This is a genomic window from Bacteroidota bacterium, assembly GCA_039821555.1.
Classification (GTDB): domain Bacteria; phylum Bacteroidota; class Rhodothermia; order Rhodothermales; family Rubricoccaceae; genus JBCBEX01.
Genome location: JBCBNX010000003.1, coordinates 22,067 through 38,160 on the forward strand (window position 1 = coordinate 22,067; position 16,094 = coordinate 38,160).

A 16,094-nucleotide genomic window follows, 5' to 3' on the forward strand; every position below is an offset into this window, starting at 1 on the left:
GGCGCAGGGCCTGAGGCGCTGCCCCTTTGTTGGCCCGGCGCAATGTTCGCTCTTGACAATCGAACTACAGGTGTAGTAGTATAAACTACAGTTGTAGTTAAACCTTGTGGGTCACCCATGCCTGCCGACCAGCTCAGCCCGCTCCAGCTTGCCGTGATGGAGGTCCTTTGGGACCGCCGCGAGGCTACCGTAGCCGACGTCCACGCCGTGCTCGAACGCGGCCTCGCGCTCACTACCGTGGGCACCATCCTCGCGCGCCTCGCCAAGCAGGGCATCGTGGCGCACCGCAAGGACGGCCGCGCCCTCGTCTACCGCGCCGCCGTCACCCAGCGCGCGGTCCGGCGCTCGATGACGGGCAGTCTTCTTGACAGCCTGTTTGGCGGCGACCCCGCGGCGCTCGTGAGCCACCTTCTCCGCGAGGACGAACTCTCCGCCGCCGACCTCGACCAACTCCGCGCGCGCCTCGACGCCCTCGAAGCCGCGCAGCACGAACCCCCCGCATCCGCCCCGCCCGCCGACGCTTCGTCCCCCGGCGCGTCGCCTTCGTCCACGACAACCGACTCGACCGATGTTTGATGCTCTCTTTGACGCGGCCTGGGCGCAGACGCTCACGGCGTGGCTGGCGACCTATGCCCTGCACAGCACGTTGCTGCTCGGCGCAGCCTGGCTGGCGTCTCGCTGGATCACGGGCGCCCTGGCGCAGGATGCGTTGTGGAAGACAGCCGTGGTCGCAGGCCTCGTCACAACGAGTGTCCAGATGACGGTGCAGCCTTCGGTCTATGCGTCTTCGACGGTGTCCGAGAGCACCCTCGTCGTGCTGCGAGGCGAGGACGTGAGTCAACTCATCGAACTGAGCGCAGACCGGATCATCGTGCAGGAAAGGGGAGAAGCTGCCCCGCTCGTGATCGAGCGCAGCCTGCGTCCAGGGCTTCTGAACGAGGCGACCGCAGCTACCACAGGATGGGCTCCTGTTGGCTTCCGGACGAGTTGGAGCTTACCCGAGACGGCATCGCGGTGGATAGCCGTGCTGGTAGGCTTCTGGTTGCTGGGGTTTGCCGTCGAGGGGCTGCGGCGCGTGCGAACGCATCGGCGGTTTGTGGACAGCCTCGGCGACCGAGTGCCAGTCGAGCGCGCGCACCTCCTTGCGGAAGTCGAACGATTGGGCATCCGTGTGGGCTTGCGCTATCCGCTCCACCTGACGCAGTCGAGGACGCTCGCGGTGCCTGTCGCGCTCGGCGTCGACGAGGTGGTGCTGCCGACCTGGGCAGTCGAGGACACGGCGCCGATTGAGCAACGTGCCTTGCTGGCGCACGAGGTGGCGCACCTCGCCCGGCGCGATCCGTTCTGGCTCGCCGTGTTCGCGCTCGTTGAGAGCGTGTTTTTCTTCCAGCCGCTGAATCACCTCGCGCGCCGCCGTCAGCAGGCTGCGGCTGAGCGCCTCTGCGATGGCTGGGCGGCCGAGCAGACCTCGCCGCTGGCGATGGCGCGGTGCCTCGTGGACGCCGCAGGCCGCCTGCGCGCGCACCGCCTGGACGGTGCATCGGCGGCGCTGCCGCATCTGGTGCCGGGCATGGCCGCCGGGCGGGGAGGCGCCCTGAGTGATCGGGTCGAGCACCTCATCGACGGAGCTGAGCCGGGAGCGAGCCGCCGCTGGCCGCTCGCGGTCGCGGCCTGCTGTGTGATTGGGTTGGTGGCGTGCGCGGGTCCGGCCGTGACCGGCACCTCGCCTACGACCGCCGCAACGCTCGAAGCGCCGACCCGGCCTTCGCCGCCCGCTTCCCCTACGGTCAGCGCCGTCGTGGTGGCTTCAGCGCCTCCCGCAGTGACGGCGTTGGTGGCGCCGCCCCCTGTGGCGCTGTCCCCCGTGACGCGGGCCCCTGTGGCGCTGTCCCCCGTGACGCGGGCCCCTGTGGTGCCTGTTCCTGGTGCACCCGCACCGCCTCCGGCGGCTGCGACCACCATCGCCGGACCGGATACCGTCGTCACGTTCAGCTACACCCGCAACGACGACCGCACGCGGCTGCGTGTGGAGCGCAAGGGGACCGTCACCTTCACGCAGCGGGGAGTCATGCTCTCCGAAGGTGGGCGCCTCCTGGTGCACGAGGAACTGCCGAGCGTGGAGCGCCGCTACGAGGCGCGCACCGACGCCGCGGGCGGTCTCGTGGAAGCCTACGAGGTCGACGGGACCGTTCAGGCGCTCGACGCGGCGGGGCTGCGCTGGCTCCAGGACCGCTACGAGCAGGCTGCAGGAGCCAGTCCACCGCCGCCGCCGCCAGCGCCGTCCTCGTCGCTGCCGCCCCCACCCCCGCCGCCGCCCAGTGATGGAGAGCGCATCGGCATGGCAGCCACCGCTCCGACGAGCGTTTCGGTCCGTCGAGGCGCTGCGCGCGAGCGCGATCTCACCGTCTTGCAGGCCCGCATCGAGACGGTGGCGGCCCAGCACGCAGAAGCGTTGCACGAAGCGCATCGGCGCGTGCAGGAGCGCTACGCGCAGCAGCGCGAGGCCGCGCAGGCGCAGACCACGAGCGCCGAGGAGGTCGCGCGCGCCATCGAAGAGCTCCGTGCGGAATACGACGCTGAGACGCTTAGCCTCGACCTCACAGAACTTAGCCTCAGTGAGGACTTGGAAGTCCTTGCGGAGCAGTTCTACCAACTCGCAGACACGCAGGGCGTGGAGGGCTACCAGCAGGTCCGCGACCAACTGGGCGCGTCGTTGGCTCAGCTGGAGCGCCTAGCCGACGCGCCGCGCGATATCGACGAGCGGCGCCCGAGTGTCGACCTGCTCCAGCGCCGCGCCGCCGAGTTCGAACGCGAGGCGGAGCGCCTCCGGGAAGCCGCCGAACGCCTCCGCCTCGAAGCCGAAGACCGGCACCCCGAAGACAATGGGCGGGGCGCCGGCCAGTGAGCGTCAGTTCGCGATCTGGAACGTGTTCGAGTTCACCTGACCCGCCGATGTGCCATAGGTGAACCGGTAGGTGCCCGCTGGATCGTCGAGTTCGGTGAGCGAAAACGTCACCGTGACGCGCTCGCCGTCAGCCAACTCCCGGACGACTTGCGTGCACAAAAAGTCGAGGCGGTCGAAGGGAGGCGCCGCGTCCCAGCCGTCCTCCGTGCGGGTCTGTGGAAAGACGCCGCAGAGTTCGGGGTGGACGAACACCTCGTCGCTCGTGTCGTTGGCGAAGGTGAGGGTCACGGTGGCGTCGGCAGCATAGGCATCGGCGTCGGTAAACAGCCGAATCGCCTCCGATGAGGACGAGGAGTCACAGCCCGTGAAGAGTGCGGCGCCGAGGAGCGCTGCCAGGAACCAGACAGGTGCACGCATGGACGTGAGTCAGAGGTTGGTTGGGGAGACGGAGGCGGCGCTCGCGATCGAGGACGCTCCGGTGCGCCAAGTGTAGAGCGATTGCGGAGCCAGACGCCATGCAATTCTGTGTGAGCGGCTGCCTGAGGGGCCCGATCAGGAGCCAGGCTGCCCCTGCGAACAATCCGCGCGGCGGGTGGTTGGCAGGGGCGGCTTCACGTCCTCTCTTCCTGCTCATCCCCGTGCCCGTCATGGCTGCGACTGCCCCCCCGCCTTCGTCCGCCGCTCCGTCCCCTGATCAGCCCTTGCGCACCGTCGAGCGCCCTCGCCGGAAGTCCCGCGCCGTCTTCGTGGGCGACGTGCAGGTCGGCGGCGGCGCGCCCATCGCCGTGCAGTCGATGACGACGGGCAAGACGCACGATGTCGAGAACTGCCTGAAAGAGATCACACGCCTCGCCGACGCCGGGGCCGATATCGTGCGGGTGGCTGTGCCGCGCCCCGAGGACGCCGACGCGCTCGCTGACCTCGTGCAGGGCAGCCCCGTGCCGCTCGTCGCCGACATCCACTTCAACTACAAGTACGCCCTCCAGGCCATCGACGCCGGGATCGCCAAGGTGCGCATCAACCCCGGCAACATCGGCAAGCCGGAGTGGGAGCGCGAGGTGCTGCTCGCGGCCAAGGAGAAGGGCATCCCGATCCGCATCGGCGTCAACGCGGGGTCGCTGGAGAAAGACATCCTCGACAAGTACGGCTTTCCGCAGCCGATGGCGCTCTTCGAGAGCGCGATGCGCCACGTCGAGGTGTGCGAGCGCGAGGGCTTCGAGGACATCGTGATCTCGGTGAAGCACTCGGACGTGTTCTTCATGATCCAGAGCTACCGTATCCTCGCCGAGCGCACGGACTATCCGTTGCACCTCGGCGTGACCGAGAGCGGCACCGTCAAGGCGGGCTCGATCAAGTCGGCTATCGGCATCGGTAGCCTACTCGCCGACGGCATCGGCGACACAATCCGCGTGAGCCTCGCCGCCGACTCCGAGCACGAGGTCGAGGTGGGGCACCTCATCCTCAAGAGCTTGCGCCTCGGCCGGCCTGGCGTCAACATCATCGCGTGTCCGACCTGTGGCCGTCTCGCGGGCGACCTGTTCTCGATCGTCAACGAAGTAGAGGAGGCTGTCGCCGAGCGGAAGTTCGACAAGGACCTCAGCGTGGCGCTCATGGGCTGCGCCGTCAACGGGCCAGGCGAGGCCGCCGGGGCCGACCTCGGCATCTCGCTCGGGCGCGGGCGCGCGCACCTCTTCAAGCACGGCGAGGTAGTTCGCACGGTCCCCGAGGACCAGATCGTGGAGACGGTCCTGGAAGCCATTGAGACATGGGACGAGGAGGCGGAGGCTGCGTCGTGACGCGGTGGGCCCTCGTGGGAGCGCTGCTGCTCGGCCTCGGTGCTCCGACGGTGGCGCAGGGCGTGGCGGTCAACTCCGTCCGGTTCTCGCCCGACGGGACGCAGCTTGTGACAGCCGCCTCGGACCGTACGCTGCGGGTCTACGACGCGGCCACGGGCGCCCTCGTACAGACGCTGCCAGGCCACGACGACTATGTGGTGCACGTCGCCTGGCTCGCCGACGGGCAGGGCCTCGCGAGCGCGAGCTACGACGGGACGGTCAAGCTCTGGGACCTCGCCACTGGTGAGCTGACGCGCACGCTGCGCGGACACACCGGCACGCTGTTCTACGTAGACGCCTCGCCCGACGGTACCCGCCTTGCGAGCACCGCCACCGAGGGCGAGCTGATCGTGTGGGACCTGACAACAGAGCCAGGCGCGCCCGACGAGATCGCCTGGCGCACGCAGGCGCACGACGAGGTGACGGCGGCGGCGCGCTTTTCGCCTGACGGCACGCGCCTCGTGACCGCCGGACGCGGTACGCTCCTGAAGCTCTGGGACGTCGCCACCAGCGAAGAAATAGTCTCGTGGTCGCCTGCGGGCTTGAGCTTCGTCACGGCTAGCATCGCACCGGATGGCCAGCGCGTAGCAGGGGCCGGCAGCAGCGGCGAGGTCGTCGTCTATGCTACTGACCGTGAATCACCGCTGGCCACGTTCGACGCGGGTGGGTTCGTCAACGCGCTCGTGTTTATTCGTGGCGGGACCCACATCGCTGCCGCCTGCGGCGACGGGACGCTACGCCTCTGGAGCCTGGAGACCGGCGATGAGGTCTGGCGCGTCCGAGCCGACGCCGACATTGCCTTCTTTGTAGATGCTGCACCTGATGAGCAAACCCTCGCCACCGTGGGGCAGGGTACGACGATCAAGCTGTGGGAAGCGTCTTCAGGCGAACGACTACGCACCATCCGGTAGGCCGCATTGCATGGCCAGGAGGTAGCGCATAGCAGAGGATAAGACGGTGGTAGCGGAGCCGATATCGTTGTATCTACTGGGTACGTGCCGTTTACCTGCATGCTACCCAGCCGCGCTTCCTTCTCGCCAGCAGCCGCGCCGTCATGTCCCGTTCGCTTTGCCTCCTCGTACTGCTTCTTGCCAGCATCCTCGTCGCCCCTAGCAGCCGCGCGCAAGGCGGAGGGGACGTGCAGGTGTCCGTGGGCCCTGTTTTCACGCTCACCGGGCTCGGCCTCAGCAGCAATGTGCGCATCACGTCTCGATTCAGCGCGTCCGCGGAGTTCTCCGTGCTGCCATTCCCTGGAATCGATGTGGAGATCGAAGACCTTGACTACGACCTCGATCCGAGCGCCTTCTCGATCCTACTCCTCGGACACTACCACCCCGGAGCTGGCAACTTCGCCGTCGGCGGAGGCGTGATGTTTGGCGGCTATAGCCTGGAGGGCGTCGCCACGCCCACCGAGAGCGTCGAGATCGGCGACGAGACCTATGCGCCCAACGAGGTCGGTCGTGTACTTGGGGACTTTTCCGTAGGCGGGCCGTCCGTCCTCCTGGAGGTCGCTCGGCGTGGGGCGGGCTTCAACGTCGGCCTCGGCGTGCTTATCCCAGCGACGGCCAGCGCCGATTTGACCGCCGAGGGGCCCGTGGCCGACGAGCCGGAGTTCCAGGCGGACCTGGAGCAGGAACTCGACGAGATCGAGGACGAGCTTCGGCGCGTGCCGGTGCTGCCCTACTTCCGCATCGGCTACCAGTTTGGACTCTAACAGCGCCGCGGTGACGCCGTCTCTCGTCCTGCTCGAAGGCACGCACGTGCGTCTGGAGCCGCTCACGCGCGACCACCTCGACGCCTTGTGCGAGGTTGGACTCGACCCAGAACTGTGGCGCTGGACGACGTCCACTGTGCACGACCGGGACGACATGCGTGCCTACATCGAGGCCGCGCTCAAGGGGCAGCGACGCGGTCGGATGCGGCCATTTGCCACGATCCACCGCGCAAGCGGACGTGTGGTCGGGAGCACGCGCTTCGGCAACATCGTGCCGGAGCACCGCCGCGCGGAGATCGGCTGGACGTGGGTGGCGCGGCCCTGGCAACGCACCGCCGTCAACACCGAGGCGAAGTGGCTTATGCTCCGCCACGCCTTCGAGGAGATGGACTGCCAGCGCGTCGAGATCAAGACAGACGTCCTCAACGCGCGGTCGCGGGCCGCCATCCTGCGCCTCGGCGCGACCGAGGAAGGCATCCTCCGCCAGCACGTCATCACCGCGACGGGCCGCACCCGCGACACGATCTACTACAGCATCCTCGCCGACGAGTGGCCGCGTGTGGACGCGGCGCTGCGCGCACGGCTAGCCCGATAAACCGCACCGCCATGTCTGACGCCTGGACTCTCTCCGACACGACCGCGCTCGTCACGGGCGGCACGCAGGGCATCGGCCGCGCCATCGTCGAAGAACTCCTCGATCTGGGCGCGTCGGTGCTCGTCGCAGCACGCACGGCGTCCGATGTCGAAGCGCAGACCTCGATGTGGACTGCGGAAGGCTACGACGCGCGCGGGGTGGCCGCCGACGTGGCGACGCCCGAAGGTCGGGCGGTCGTCCTCGATGCCGTGCGGGCCGAGTTCGGCGGACGCCTCGACACGCTCGTCAACAACGTCGGGACCAACCTCCGCAAGCCGACACTTGCCTACACGCTCGACGACCTGCGGCACCTCATGGCCGTCAACCTCGAGTCGGCCTACGAACTCACGCGGGCATGCTATCCACTCCTCAAGGCTGCGTCCGGGAGCGTCGTCAACGTGTCGTCCGTGTCCACCCGCCGCATCGTCGCCACCTCGACGGCCGCCTACGCCATGACGAAGGGCGCGATGGACCAACTCACCGACTTCCTCGCCGTGGAGTGGGGGCCGGACGGCATCCGCGTCAACGCCGTGCACCCGTGGTACATCCGCACGCCGCTCGCCGAGCAAGTCTTGCAGGACAATGCCAAGCGCGCAAAGATCATCGGCGCGACGCCGCTCGGGCGCGTCGGTGAGCCGGAAGAGGTCGCGCGGGCCGTCGCCTTCCTCGCGATGCCGGCCGCGAGCTACATCACGGGCGCGCACCTCGTCGTGGACGGTGCGTTCAGCAAGCTCGGGCTGCGGTAATCCGCCGCACAGCTAGGGCAGCAGCGTGATCGGGGTTCCGTTGGGCACGTGATCCCAGATTTGGGCCATCTCCGCGTTCGTGACGGCGATGCAGCCGTCCGTCCAGTCCCACAGCCGGTGCAGGCGACCAAGCCATCCCATGCCGTTCACCAGCCCGTGAATCATGATGTGGCCGCCCGGCAAGTAACCGCCGGTGTCGGCACGGGCCTGGTCGTCTTCGTTCGGATAGGAGACGTGCAGCGACCGATAGCAACAGCTGTTGGGGTTGCGCCAGTCGAGGACGTAGGTGCCCTCCGGGGTGCGCTCGTCGCCCTCGCGCTGTTTGTGGCCAGCCGGGGCTCCGCCGAGTGAGACCGGGTAGGTGCGCAGCGGCTCATCCTGACGCAGCAGCGTGAGCGTGCGGGCCTGCTTGTCCACGACGACCGCGTCGGCGCGCGCCTCCGAAGGCAGCGGGTCGGGCGGCCAGTGCGCGTAGGCGCCGAGGCCCGCAATCAGAAGGCTGCCGAGCACGAGCGCACGCATGGCTCGCCTAGTACGAGTGGCAGCTCGTGAAGATCGCCATCAGGAGCGTGAAGAACGAGAGGCCGACGAGGCCAGCACCGGCGACAGCAAGAAGTCGGGGGATCATAGCGCAGAGGCGTGTAGGAGACGACAGACGCCCAAAAATGCAGCGACGGCGGGCCGCTTCGCAACCAAAGCGCCGTGAAGAGTGGGAATTGGCCCGCGGCACGCTCGCCTCGGGCTCGTCTGTAGGCCGCCTGCGTTGCTCGCTGAGGTCTATGGCCGGAGGTGGAACCAGCGTCCGGCTAGGTTTCGACCTGCAAACCCTTCCACGAACGGGCGTCATCCCCGCGCGGAGGGTGCCCTTGTGCAAACAGAGGCGGGGACCCACCAGGTTGCCTCAGCATCACAGCATGCGGAGGTCACCCCGGTCCGCACGATCTCCGAGAGAGCACCTGCACACTCCCGTACCCCACCCCTCAGCCTATCTTCCCGCGTCTCTTCCTAAGCCGCTTCTCCTATGCGCCGTCTCCTCCTATTCCTCTGCTTCGCCATGCCCGCCGCGTTCGCTCAAGACTTCTCCGACGCCGAACGCCTCCAGGGCTACGCGATCCGGGGTGACTCGACGGTGTTTTTGTTCGAACCTGGGCACTATGGCCTCAATGCGGTGCCGGAGCGGGTCGTGGTGACGGGCGCGCTCGTAGGCTGGGACACGGCCATGGACGATCCGACACGGCAACTTCGCCCGACGGAGAGCGGCGTCTGGGCGCTCTCGATCTACAACCCGCGCTACGGCTTTCTGAAGCCCGCCACGCCGTTCAAATTCCGCGTCAACGACGGCGTCTGGCTCGACCCGCCGGGCGGGGCGCCCAACGCCGAGGGCGGCAACTTCATCTTCCTCCACGATGTCACGCCGTCGAGCATGCGCGCTGAGCTACGTGGCGAGCGCGCCGTCTGGGTCAAGCTCGCAGGCGACAGCCTCCGCACGTCCACGCGCCCGCTGCGCTACCGCATCCTCGACGCGCAGGGCAACGAGACACCCGTGGCGGCCGTGCTGCCGAACCAGGCCGATGAGTTCCTCGTCGTGCCTGCCGAGGACCTCGCGCTCAATCGCATCTACTTCGTCGAGTACAGCGCGCCCGGCAGCGACGAGGTGCTCCGCGCCTGGGCCAACTTCGACGGGCTCTGGCGGACGATGTACTCCGAGAAGCCGCTCGGCGCTGAGATCACTCTGGACGAGAACGGCGATGGCAGCCGCACCGACATTCGCCTCTTCGCCCCGCGTGCCGACGGCGTGACCGTCAACCTCTACGCCGACCGCACGGGCGATGCGACCGCTTCGCACGCCCTCACCCGCGACAGCCAGGGCGTCTGGGAAATCGCGCTGGACGGCGACCTCCACGGGACGTACTACGACTTCGAGGTCGTCGGCCCGGACGACCCCGGCAACCACTTCTTCAACCAGGAAGGCATCCGCGTCACCGACCCTTACGCCCGCGTCTCCGACGATGGCTGGGGCCGCGCCCGCATCTGGCGCGCCACCGAGCCCGCCACGCCGCTCGCAGACGGCATCCCGGCGATGGAAGACGTAATCGCCTACGAGGTCCACGTCCAGGACTTCACCGACCGCCTCCCCGTCTCCGACGACCTCAAGGGCACCATCCCCGCGATGACGATGCCCGGCCTCACCAACGCACGCGGCGAGCCCATCGGCTTCGATTACCTCAAAGACCTCGGCGTCAACGTCGTCCACCTGATGCCGATGCAGGAATTTCTGCACTACCCCGACGACGTCTGGCAGGCCGCCTTCGCCGACGACCCGTTCATGCAGGCGCAGGGCGTCGCCGACGAGAACTACCAGTGGGGCTACCGCATCACGCACTACATGGCCGTCGAGAGCCGCTTCCGCCAGCGCGGCACCGAGCCCGGCTCGGAGCGCGAGCAGTTCCGCGACCTCGTCCAGGCCTTCCACGACGAGGGCATGGCCGTCATCGTCGACTTCGTGTTCAACCACACCGGCGAAAACATGGAGGGCACGCAGCAGGTGCTCAACTTCAACGGCATCGACAAGCTCTACTACTACCGCATCCTCCCCGACCTCTTCGGCACCTTCGACCACATCGGCGTCTTCGGCAACGAGGTGAAGTCGGAGGACCGCCCGATGGTGCAGCGCTGGCTCATCGACCAGTGCCTCCACTTCATTGAGGAGTTCGGCGTCGATGGCTTCCGTATCGACCTCGCGGGGCAGACCGACGAGCAGACGCTCCGCGCCGTCCGCGAGGCTATCGGGCGCGACAAAATCGTCTACGGCGAGCCATGGATCGGCTCCAACGACCCCGCCTTCGAGGCGAATCCGGATTGGGACTGGTACAAGGTCGATAGCCCGATCACCTTCTTCCAGGACGATGCCCGCAACGCGTTCAAGGGGCCGACCTCCGACCCGATGCCCGCCGTCGAGAGCCGCGGCTTCGCGGGCGGCGACGGGGCCGTGCGCGAGCAGACGATGCGCGCGCTCTCGAATCGCTTCCCCGACGAGGCGACGCCCAACATGGGCATCAACTACCTCGACATCCACGACAACTGGGCGCTGCCCGACCGCTACGCGCGCAACAAGACCGGCAGCGACGCCTGGGACGGCCGCGCGGGCGTGGACGAGGACCGCTACCGCATCGCGGCGACGCTGCTCTTCACCTCGCTCGGACCGATCGTGCTCAACGGCGGCTCGGAGATGCTCCGCTCGAAGGGCGCGGCCCCGCTCCAGAGCGAGATGGGCGGCCAGAAGGTCCTCGAAACGGCGATGACGCCGGTCTACATCAACGGGCGCGGCGACACCTACAACCTGCGCACCGCCAACCAATACGATTGGGAGACCGTCGGCGCGACCCCAGCCGACGGCGCGGCGAGCGACTACGCCGCGATGCTCGCGTTCTGGCGCGGCCTCATCGACTTCCGCCTGTCCGAGGCCGGGGCCGTCTTCCGCAAGGGCGACCCGCAGCCCGAGGGCTACTACCACTTCCTCACGCCCGACCACACGCAGCTACTCGGCTACGTCGTGGACGACCGCGTGCTCGTGCTCGTCAACAGCAGCGACGCCCCGCATACGTTCCCTGGCGTGGACCTCGCCGACGGGACATGGATGCTCGTCAGCGACGGCCAGCGCGTGAACCTGGACGGCACGCTCGGCTCGCCGCTCGACGGCGGGCAGACGCAGGCGGTCGCCGTCCCAGAGCGCACCGCCATGATCTGGGTGCGCGCACAGTAGGCCCGGCCGATACACGCCAGCGCCCCACCGCAGTGATCGCAGTGGGGCGCTGGGTGGGTAGAGGATGGGTCGTGCTGCTACTCGACGGTCACGCTGGTCTGAACGTTTGCAGAGTCACCCGCATGCGTCGCGTTGTGCGTTGTGGAGAGGGTGCCAGTGAGCGGACCGGGTATCGAGACGGACACCACGGAGTAGCACAAGAAAGCTCGGGTGCAGGTGTTCGACACGGTCGTTGAGCCGAACGTGGCGGTGTGGCTGAGCACGTCGCCGCGCACGGGGAAGTAGATCCCGAACCAGCCGCGCTTCCTCACGCTCGTCGTGACGCCAGCGATGGCGATGAACCCGTAGTCGGTGATGAAGGAGTGGCCGTTGAGCCTATAGCGGGAGCCAAGTTGGGCATGGGCCCGGCTCGGAGCGGGCGGCGGCGTGGGCGCCGAGGTGGTGTCCGGGTCCGAGGGCTCGGGGATTTCCGGGCCTGGCCCGTTCGGATCGGGGATGTGGGGCGTCTCGCGGATGATGCGAAAGGCCGATGTGTTCTTCGTCTCCCTGAGGTCGCTCTCCTCGGACGAGGCGAAGTACTCCGCGTCGTACTTGGTGCCCTCGAAGACGTATTCCTCCTCAACCTCCGGCAGCCTGCTGATGCCGTGACGTTGCAAGCAGCGATGCAGCGACGAACGCGTCAGATGGGACATGGTCGGCTGCAGGGCGTAGAGGCAATCGTCGAGCGGCAGCAGTGTGTGTCGGCGGCAGGCAACGATGGTCGCTTCCTCCTCGGGCGAGAGGACGGTTGAACGCGGTTGCCTGGGCCCATCGGGGCGTCCGCGACGGTCTGGCGCTTGCGCCACTTGGCGGCGGTCTTGCAATTGAGGCCGTGTTGCTCGGCGAGGGCGCTCACGGTCTTCTGGGAGCGTTGGAGGGCTCGTCGGGTGGCGTGCGTGGTGCGGGCGCTGCCGTGTAGAAGGAGTCCCATAGGAGGTCGGGGTTAAAGTGGTCACAGGGTAGACCACGACACTCTGGGACTACACACCCTAGTCGCTATCCCGTGGGCTATCCCACCCGTCGCCCCGTGGGGTAGCTGCCGAGCACCTGCACGCGCGCAGCGAAGTCGGCGAGGTGGTCGAGCGCACGAGCGACGGGGCGGTCCGTGGCGTGGCCGCCGAGGTCGAGGTAGAAGAGGTATTGCCCCGGCGAGCCCACGAGCGGGCGGCTCTCGATCTTGAGCAGGTCGAGGTCGCGCAGCGCGAAGACGGCGAGGCTCTTGAAGAGCGCGCCCGGCACGTTGGCCCGTAGCGCAAAGACGAGCGAGGTCTTGAAGTGCGGCCGTGTCGCGGTGTCGCGGTGCGGCGGTGTCGTCTCCTCCCCGTCTCCCTGGTTCTCGGCCTCTTCGCCGCTTCGCCTCTCGATAGCGAGAAAGCGGGTGACGTTGTTCGGGTCGCCCTCGATGCCGGCGGCGAGCACGACGAGGCCGTACTCCTCCGCGGCGGCGGCGCTGGCGATGGCGGCCTCGGCGCTGAGGCGCTCGCCCCCGAGCTCGACGTTGGCGAGGCGACGGGCGGCGCCAGCGGTGTCGTAGTCGGGGACGGGCTCGGCGTTGGGGAGGTAGTCGCGGAGCCAGGCGTCGCACTGGCCGAGGGCCTGCGGGTGCGAGCGAACCCGCTTCACATCCGGCAATGTGGTGCCGGGCCGGGCCATCAGGTGGTGGCGGATGCGCAGGTGCACCTCGCCGACGATGGGCAGGCCGTACTCGCGCAGCAGGTCGTAGTTGACGTGGACGCTCCCGAAGCGCGCGTTCTCGATGGGCACGAGGCCCCGCTCGACCGCTCCCCCGGCAACGGCCTCGAAGACGTCGCGGAAGCTGGCGCAGGGCACCGGCTCCACGTCTGGCCCGAAGAAGGCGCGCACGGCCTCCTCGCTGAACGCGCCGACCTCGCCCTGGAAGGCGATACGCGGCGGCGTCGAATGTGAGCGGTCGGCCATCGGCTAGCCCTTGCGCAACGGCGTGATGGCAACGGTGCAGCGGCTCACGCAGACCAGCTTCTCGGCCTCGTCGCGGATCTCGACCTGCCACACCTGCGAGGTACGCCCCTGGTGCAGCGGCGTCGCGACGCCCGTGAGCAGGCCGTCCTGCTTCGAGCGAATGTGGTTGGCATTGATCTCCATGCCGAACGCCGTGTGGCCCTCGGGCGCACCGAGAAAGGCGCCGTACGACACCAGCGTCTCGGCGAAGGCCACGCTCGCGCCGCCGTGGAGATAGCCCATCGGCTGGTGGTGGTCGGGCGTGACCGGCATCGTGGCGACGACGCGGTCGGGGCCCGCCTCCAGGAGTTCGATGCCGAGGAGCGCGGCGAGGCCACCGGTCGTGTTAGGGAGCGCAGCCATAGCGTGAGAGGCACAGGGGTAGGTGACGTCAAGGGCCGAAGGATACGCTGTCCGTCGGTCCGCAGGAATCCCTCTCTACACGTTCCTGCGTCCGCACCTGCGTGCCTCTGCTCCGCGAGCGGGGTCGAAACGGCTCACTCGCCTGCCTGTCCCGTCGTGTCGGCGGGATACCCTCTGAGGTCGTCGTAGAGCGCGATCTGGGCGGGGCGCAGCGTGTCGCGCATGGCAACGTGCGCGACGAGGTGGAGCGCGCGGAGCGCGCCCAGCACATCGGCGACGGCGCGGGTCTGGCGGCGGACGCTCGCCTCGGTGGCGACCTGGTGAACAAACAGGCTGTCGAGCGCCCGCTCCGCCTCGATGTAGGCTGCGCCTAGACGCGGCGCCTCCTCGACGACCTCCTGGCGCAGTTGCTCAGCGTAGGCCTGCTGCTCGGGCGAGAGGCCGAGCGTGTCGCGGAGTTCGAGGACGTGGAGCGGGCCGGGGAAGTGGTTGCGCTCAGCGGGGATGGCGAGGCCCATGCCGCGCCCGGCGAGGTAGCCCTCGATCTCGCGGTCGGCCAGCGCCGTGATGCGGCGGTCGCGCGGCGGCGCGGGGGTGGGGCCGATCGTCGGCGTCTCGACCGCTGTAGTGTCGGGCGCAGAGGGCGCAGGCGACTGGGGCGGCGCGCACCCAGCGGGAACACCCAAGAGCGCAGCGAGAAGGACAAGGCGGACGAGATAGGGCATGGAGAGGCGTGGACGTTGTGGAGGTTGGTTCAAAACCCCGCGCTCTGTCGGTGGGTCCCCGACGCGTCCGGGCCTCGGCCTATCTTCTCGCGTCCCCTCACACCCCAACCGTACTTCCTGCATGGATTTCGACGCGATCATCGTAGGTGCCGGCCCGGGCGGCGCGACCGCCGCAGCCGAGATGGCCAAGGCTGGCCTCCGCCCGCTCCTCCTCGACAAGACCGACGCCTTTCCTCGCGACAAGATCTGCGGCGACGCGGTGAGCGGCAAGAGCGTAGACGTGTTGCGCCGCCTCAACCTCCTCGACCGGCTCGTGGAGCAGCGGCCCAGCCTCGGCTCGTGGGGCGTGACCTTCTCCGGGCCGTTCGGCGACGAGGTCGCGATCCCGTTCACGAAGGAGCTCAACAAGCCCGTCGCGCCCGGCTTCGTCTGCGACCGCGTCTCGTTCGACGACCTCATGGTCGAGTACGCGCTGGAGCAGGGCGTCGAGCTGTGGCTCGGCACGCGGGTCCTCGGGCTGCTGTGGGAAGGGGACCAGGTCGTCGGCGTCCGCCTCGCGCGGGGTGGCGACGGCGCCCCGACGGAGGTCCGCGCGCCCATCGTGGTCGGGGCCGACGGCGCCTACTCGGTCGTGGCGAAGGAGCTCGGCATGGAGCAGCTCGTCGAGAACCACTACTGCGCCGGGCTGCGCGCCTACTACGAGGGCGTCACCGGCTTCCACCCGCTCAACCACATCGAAATCCACTTCGTCGAGGAGTCGATCCCGGGCTACTTCTGGATCTTCCCGATGGCCAACGGCCGCGCGAACGTGGGGCTGGGCATGCGGTCCGACTTCATCAAGAAGCGCGACATCAAGCTCAAGCCACTCCTCGACCTGCTGGTGAACCACCCGCGCTTCAAGGAGCGGTTCAAGGACGCCACGCGCATCGGCCCGGTGAAGGGCTGGGGCCTGCCGCTCGGCTCGAAGCCGCGCCCGCTCGCCGGGCCGGGCTGGATGCTCGTCGGCGATGCCGGGAGCCTCATCGACCCGTTCACGGGCGAGGGCATCGGCAACGCGATGATCTCCGCCGAGTTCGCCGCGCAGTGGACCGCCAAGGCCAAGGCGGCCAACGACTACTCCAGCCGCTTCCTCCAGGGCTACGACCGCAATGTCCACGAGTACCTGGACAGCGAGCTGCGCCTCAGCTACGCCATGCAGCGCCTCGGCCAGTGGAAGTGGCTCCTCAACACCGTCGTGAAGAAAGCCAGCCGCAGCCCCGAGCTCGCCGACTACATCTCGACCATGTTCGACGACGAGAGCCAGCGCCGCAAGCTCGTCTCGCCGATGTTCTACCTGCGCGTGCTGATGGCGTAGGACGATGGGTGCAGCCGTGCTGCGGTGTGGCGGTGCGGC

14 protein-coding genes and 1 pseudogene are annotated in these 16,094 nt (G+C 68.4%); 9 read left to right on the forward strand and 6 right to left on the reverse strand.

Features of this window, described 5'->3' with window-relative positions; translation table 11 throughout:
* Positions 1-117: 117 nt before the first annotated feature.
* Both AAFU51_04480 and AAFU51_04485 read left to right on the forward strand, forming a co-directional pair.
* A complete protein-coding gene (locus AAFU51_04480; protein ID MEO1570504.1) occupies positions 118-576 on the forward strand; it encodes a BlaI/MecI/CopY family transcriptional regulator in 459 nt (152 codons plus the stop codon).
* A complete protein-coding gene (locus AAFU51_04485; protein ID MEO1570505.1) occupies positions 569-2,905 on the forward strand; it encodes a M56 family metallopeptidase in 2,337 nt (778 codons plus the stop codon). Before AAFU51_04480 ends, AAFU51_04485 begins: the two co-directional genes overlap by 8 nt.
* Before the next feature lie 3 nt (positions 2,906-2,908).
* Here AAFU51_04485 and AAFU51_04490 read toward each other — a convergent pair whose 3' ends face one another.
* Positions 2,909-3,322: a hypothetical protein gene (locus AAFU51_04490; protein MEO1570506.1), complete on the reverse strand. Its 414-nt coding sequence runs from the start codon at positions 3,320-3,322 to the stop codon at positions 2,909-2,911.
* Between the two features lie 230 nt (positions 3,323-3,552).
* Between AAFU51_04490 and ispG the strand changes: the two genes are divergently transcribed.
* The 5 genes from ispG to AAFU51_04515 all read left to right on the forward strand — a co-directional run bounded on the left by ispG (position 3,553) and on the right by AAFU51_04515 (position 7,834).
* Complete coding sequence (ispG, locus tag AAFU51_04495) at positions 3,553-4,701, forward strand: flavodoxin-dependent (E)-4-hydroxy-3-methylbut-2-enyl-diphosphate synthase (protein ID MEO1570507.1); 1,149 nt, start codon at positions 3,553-3,555, stop codon at positions 4,699-4,701.
* Positions 4,698-5,651 carry a WD40 repeat domain-containing protein gene (locus AAFU51_04500; protein MEO1570508.1) on the forward strand — a complete coding sequence of 318 codons (954 nt, stop codon included), beginning with the start codon at positions 4,698-4,700 and terminating at the stop codon, positions 5,649-5,651. The genes ispG and AAFU51_04500 overlap by 4 nt, the downstream gene beginning before the upstream one ends.
* A gap of 143 nt (positions 5,652-5,794) precedes the next feature.
* Entirely contained in the window at positions 5,795-6,454 is a 660-nt protein-coding gene (locus AAFU51_04505) for a hypothetical protein (protein ID MEO1570509.1), read from the forward strand.
* A 10-nt stretch (positions 6,455-6,464) separates the two neighbouring features.
* Complete coding sequence (locus AAFU51_04510) at positions 6,465-7,049, forward strand: GNAT family N-acetyltransferase (GenBank protein ID MEO1570510.1); 585 nt, start codon at positions 6,465-6,467, stop codon at positions 7,047-7,049.
* Between the two features lie 11 nt (positions 7,050-7,060).
* A complete protein-coding gene (locus AAFU51_04515) occupies positions 7,061-7,834 on the forward strand; it encodes an SDR family oxidoreductase (GenBank protein ID MEO1570511.1) in 774 nt (257 codons plus the stop codon).
* A gap of 12 nt (positions 7,835-7,846) precedes the next feature.
* On the opposite strand, the gene AAFU51_04520 is transcribed toward AAFU51_04515, so the two are convergent.
* Positions 7,847-8,356, reverse strand: coding sequence for a L,D-transpeptidase family protein (locus AAFU51_04520; GenBank protein MEO1570512.1), 510 nt, complete (start codon positions 8,354-8,356; stop codon positions 7,847-7,849).
* Positions 8,357-8,855: 499 nt separating this feature from the next.
* Between AAFU51_04520 and AAFU51_04525 the strand changes: the two genes are divergently transcribed.
* Entirely contained in the window at positions 8,856-11,597 is a 2,742-nt protein-coding gene (locus tag AAFU51_04525; GenBank protein MEO1570513.1) for an alpha-amylase family glycosyl hydrolase, read from the forward strand.
* A gap of 617 nt (positions 11,598-12,214) precedes the next feature.
* On the opposite strand, the pseudogene AAFU51_04530 reads toward AAFU51_04525, so the two are convergent.
* From AAFU51_04530 to AAFU51_04545, 4 genes and pseudogenes are all read right to left on the reverse strand, one after another.
* Positions 12,215-12,567: pseudogene (locus tag AAFU51_04530) on the reverse strand (IS481 family transposase).
* A gap of 77 nt (positions 12,568-12,644) precedes the next feature.
* Entirely contained in the window at positions 12,645-13,574 is a 930-nt protein-coding gene (gene pheA / locus AAFU51_04535; protein MEO1570514.1) for a prephenate dehydratase, read from the reverse strand.
* A gap of 3 nt (positions 13,575-13,577) precedes the next feature.
* Positions 13,578-13,976, reverse strand: coding sequence for a hotdog fold thioesterase (locus tag AAFU51_04540; protein ID MEO1570515.1), 399 nt, complete (start codon positions 13,974-13,976; stop codon positions 13,578-13,580).
* A 134-nt stretch (positions 13,977-14,110) separates the two neighbouring features.
* Entirely contained in the window at positions 14,111-14,701 is a 591-nt protein-coding gene (locus tag AAFU51_04545; GenBank protein ID MEO1570516.1) for a hypothetical protein, read from the reverse strand.
* Between the two features lie 121 nt (positions 14,702-14,822).
* On the opposite strand from AAFU51_04545, the gene AAFU51_04550 reads away from it, so the two are divergent.
* Positions 14,823-16,055 (forward strand): NAD(P)/FAD-dependent oxidoreductase, encoded by a 1,233-nt coding sequence (locus tag AAFU51_04550; GenBank protein MEO1570517.1) that lies wholly within the window; start codon positions 14,823-14,825, stop codon positions 16,053-16,055.
* Positions 16,056-16,094: the final 39 nt, after the last annotated feature.

Bases quoted from the DNA above. Each gene is read 5' to 3' on its own strand.
- AAFU51_04525 (MEO1570513.1), top strand. From the start codon at position 8,856: ATGCGCCGTCTCCTCCTATTCCTCTGCTTCGCCATGCCCGCCGCGTTC.
- pheA (MEO1570514.1), bottom strand. From the start codon at position 13,574: ATGGCCGACCGCTCACATTCGACGCCGCCGCGTATCGCCTTCCAGGGC.
- AAFU51_04540 (MEO1570515.1), bottom strand. From the start codon at position 13,976: ATGGCTGCGCTCCCTAACACGACCGGTGGCCTCGCCGCGCTCCTCGGC.
- ispG (MEO1570507.1), top strand. From the start codon at position 3,553: ATGGCTGCGACTGCCCCCCCGCCTTCGTCCGCCGCTCCGTCCCCTGAT.
- AAFU51_04480 (MEO1570504.1), top strand. From the start codon at position 118: ATGCCTGCCGACCAGCTCAGCCCGCTCCAGCTTGCCGTGATGGAGGTC.
- AAFU51_04505 (MEO1570509.1), top strand. From the start codon at position 5,795: ATGTCCCGTTCGCTTTGCCTCCTCGTACTGCTTCTTGCCAGCATCCTC.
- AAFU51_04490 (MEO1570506.1), bottom strand. From the start codon at position 3,322: ATGCGTGCACCTGTCTGGTTCCTGGCAGCGCTCCTCGGCGCCGCACTC.
- AAFU51_04515 (MEO1570511.1), top strand. From the start codon at position 7,061: ATGTCTGACGCCTGGACTCTCTCCGACACGACCGCGCTCGTCACGGGC.
- AAFU51_04545 (MEO1570516.1), bottom strand. From the start codon at position 14,701: ATGCCCTATCTCGTCCGCCTTGTCCTTCTCGCTGCGCTCTTGGGTGTT.
- AAFU51_04520 (MEO1570512.1), bottom strand. From the start codon at position 8,356: ATGCGTGCGCTCGTGCTCGGCAGCCTTCTGATTGCGGGCCTCGGCGCC.
- AAFU51_04550 (MEO1570517.1), top strand. From the start codon at position 14,823: ATGGATTTCGACGCGATCATCGTAGGTGCCGGCCCGGGCGGCGCGACC.
- AAFU51_04485 (MEO1570505.1), top strand. From the start codon at position 569: ATGTTTGATGCTCTCTTTGACGCGGCCTGGGCGCAGACGCTCACGGCG.